The organism is Microbacterium sp. B19 (genome assembly GCF_000333395.1).
Classification (GTDB): domain Bacteria; phylum Actinomycetota; class Actinomycetes; order Actinomycetales; family Microbacteriaceae; genus Microbacterium.
On record NZ_BADA01000382.1, the window covers coordinates 1 to 2,739 of the forward strand.

Consider the following 2,739-nt stretch of genomic DNA (forward strand, 5'->3'; position numbering starts at 1 on the left):
GGGGTCGTGGCCGTCGGGCTGACGGTCGCGCTGGGGTGGATCACCGTGTCCAACACCCTCGGGTCGGTCTCGACGACCGACACCGGGTTCACGGTGGCGGATGCCGAGCGCGTGACGATCTCGTTCCAGATCTCGGCCCCCGCCGGGAAGCCCGTCGCGTGCGCCCTCGAGGCCCAGGACGAGGACCACGGGACCGTCGGGTGGCGCATCGTGGAGTACCCGGCATCCCAGGATCACACCCAGGCGTTCTCGGAGGAGATCCCGACCGTTGCGCTGGCGACCACGGGTTTTGTCAACTCCTGCTGGGTGCCGTAGTGTCGATTTCCTAGACGCGCCCCGGCTCGAAGCCGGGGCGTTCGACATATGTCCCGGCGGGACCGCGCTTTCGTCGCCCCTCCCGTCGGCCGGATCGACGAAGGAGACCACCGTGTCCAGCGACGCTCAGGTGACGTTCCTCACCCAGGATGCCTACGACCGGCTCGCCCACGAGCTCGAGCACCTCTCCACCACGGGCCGCGAAGAGATCGCCAAGCGCATCGAGATCGCCCGCGAAGAAGGCGACCTCAAGGAGAACGGCGGCTACCACGCCGCGAAGGACGAGCAGGGCAAGCAGGAGGCCCGCATCCGCACCCTGCAGGCGCTGCTCAAGAACGCCAAGGTCGGCGAAGCACCCGAGAGCACGGGCGTCGTCGAGTCGGGCACCGTCGTGACCGCGATCATCGCCGGCGGCGAGGAGAAGTTCCTCCTCGGCAACCGCGAGATCGCCGCCGACTCCGAGCTCGACGTCTACAGCGAGGCGTCCCCGCTCGGCGCCGCGATCCTCGGCCTCAAGGAGGGCGACAGCGGCTCGTACACCACGCCCAACGGCAAGCAGATCGCCGTCGAGATCGTGAAGGTCGAGACGTACTCGGGTCAGTGACCCGGAAACGTCGAGAGCCGCTCCCCCGGTCGGGGTGAGCGGCTCTCGGCGTTTCCGGGGGGCGTCGCGTGCGCCTCAGTCCGAGATGACGGTGGCGGTGAAGCCGGCCTCCTCGAGCGTGCGGATGACGAGGGCGCGATGCTCGGCCCCGCGCGTCTCGACGCTCAGCTGCAGGATGACCTCGCTGATCTGCAGGCCCTGCCCGTGCCGCGTGTGCAGCACCTCGATGACGTTCGCGCCGACCTGCGCGAGCAGGTCCGACACGCGCGCGAGCTGACCCGGACGGTCCGGAAGCGGGATCCGCAGGGACATGTAGCGACCGGATGCCGAGAGCCCGTGGGCCACGACGCGCTGCAGCAGCAGCGGATCGATGTTGCCGCCGGAGAGGATCGTGACCGTCGTCCCCGCGGCCCGGACCTTGCCGGCCAGGATCGCGGCGACGCCGACCGCCCCCGCGGGCTCGACGACCTGCTTGGCGCGCTCGAGCAGCACGAGGAGCGCGCGGGCGATGTCGTCCTCGGTGACGGTCACGACCTCGTCGACGTACTGGCGGATGAGCTCGAACGGCAGGTCGCCCGGGCGGGCGACGGCGATGCCGTCGGCGATCGTCGGGGTCGTGGGCACCTGGATGGGGTATCCCGCCGCGAGGGACGTCGGGTAGGCGGCGGAGTTCTCGGCCTGCACGCCGATGATGTGCACGTCGCGGCCCTCGGCAGCCGCGCGCGCCTTGACGGCGGCGGCCACACCGGCCGCCAGCCCGCCCCCGCCGATGCCGACGATGATCGTGTCGAGGTCGGGGAGGTCCTCGACGAGTTCGAGCCCGAGCGTGCCCTGGCCGACGATGATGTCGCGGTGGTCGAACGGCGGGATCAGCACCGCGCCGGTGCGCTCGGCGAACTCGGCCGCGAGGCGCAGTGGCGTCTCGACGGTCGCGCCCTCCAGGATCACCTCGGCGCCGTAGCCGCGCGTCGCGAGGAGCTTGGGCACCGGCACGCCCAGCGGCATGAAGATCGTGGCCGAGATCCCCAGCTGCTGCGCTGCGAGAGCCACGCCCTGCGCGTGGTTCCCCGCGGACGCGGCGACGACACCGCGCGCCCGCTCCTCCGCCGTGAGACGGGAGAGGCGGTACGTCGCACCGCGGATCTTGAACGAACCGGTGCGCTGCAGGTTCTCGAGCTTGAGGTGCACCGGCACGCCGAGCAGTTCGCTGAGGTGCTGCGACTCGTCGAGCGGGGTCCGCGTGATGATGCCGCGCAGGGTCTGCGCGGCATCCTCGAACTCGGCCAGGGTGGGCGTGTCGTTCATGATCTCCTTCCGCGGTCGCGGGGCACGGTCTGCCAGATGAGGTCGGCGGACTCGACGGAGGAACCGCCGTCCCGCCACGCGTGGCTGCTGAGGTACACCGAGACGACGTTGACGAACGCGGCGAGCGGCACCGCGAACAGCGCACCGGGGATGCCGCCGATCATGGCGCCCCCGGCGACGACCAGCACCACCGCGAGGGGGTGCACCTTCACGGCCGAGCCCATGAGGATGGGCTGCAGCACGTGGCTCTCGAGCTGCTGGACGCCGAGCACCACGATGAGCATGAACAGCGCGATGAGCGGCCCGTTGTAGACCAGCGCGATGAAGACCGCGAGCGCTCCGGTGACCACGGCCCCCACGAAGGGGATGAAGGCGCCGAGGAACACGAGGACGCCGATCGGGATGGCCAGCGGCACTCCGAGCAGGAACGCGCCGAGGCCGATGCCGACGGCGTCGATCGTCGCGACGAAGAGCTGCTTGCGCGCGTAGGTGATGACGGTCCGCCATCCGGCGCG

General features: G+C 70.8%; 4 protein-coding genes. 2 read left to right on the top strand and 2 right to left on the bottom strand.

The annotated features are described in order from the left end of the window. Together I5G_RS13860 and greA are read left to right on the top strand one after the other, a co-directional pair. Positions 1-315, top strand: a 315-nt coding sequence (locus I5G_RS13860; protein ID WP_022879595.1) for a DUF4307 domain-containing protein, incomplete at its 5' end; no start/stop codon positions are given. Between the two features lie 112 nt (positions 316-427). After that, entirely contained in the window at positions 428-919 is a 492-nt protein-coding gene (gene greA, locus I5G_RS13865; protein ID WP_022879596.1) for a transcription elongation factor GreA, read from the top strand. A gap of 75 nt (positions 920-994) precedes the next feature. Here the strand turns inward: greA and ilvA are convergent, their stop codons facing one another. Both ilvA and I5G_RS13875 read right to left on the bottom strand, forming a co-directional pair. Then, positions 995-2,224 carry a threonine ammonia-lyase gene (gene ilvA, locus I5G_RS13870; protein ID WP_022879597.1) on the bottom strand — a complete coding sequence of 410 codons (1,230 nt, stop codon included), beginning with the start codon at positions 2,222-2,224 and terminating at the stop codon, positions 995-997. Next, positions 2,221-2,739: AI-2E family transporter (locus tag I5G_RS13875; protein WP_022879598.1), on the bottom strand; the 519-nt coding region annotated here is incomplete at its 5' end. The genes I5G_RS13875 and ilvA, both read right to left, overlap by 4 nt.

Excerpts from the sequence above, each read along its gene's own strand:
- ilvA (WP_022879597.1), bottom strand. The coding sequence starts at position 2,224 with ATGAACGACACGCCCACCCTGGCCGAGTTCGAGGATGCCGCGCAGACC.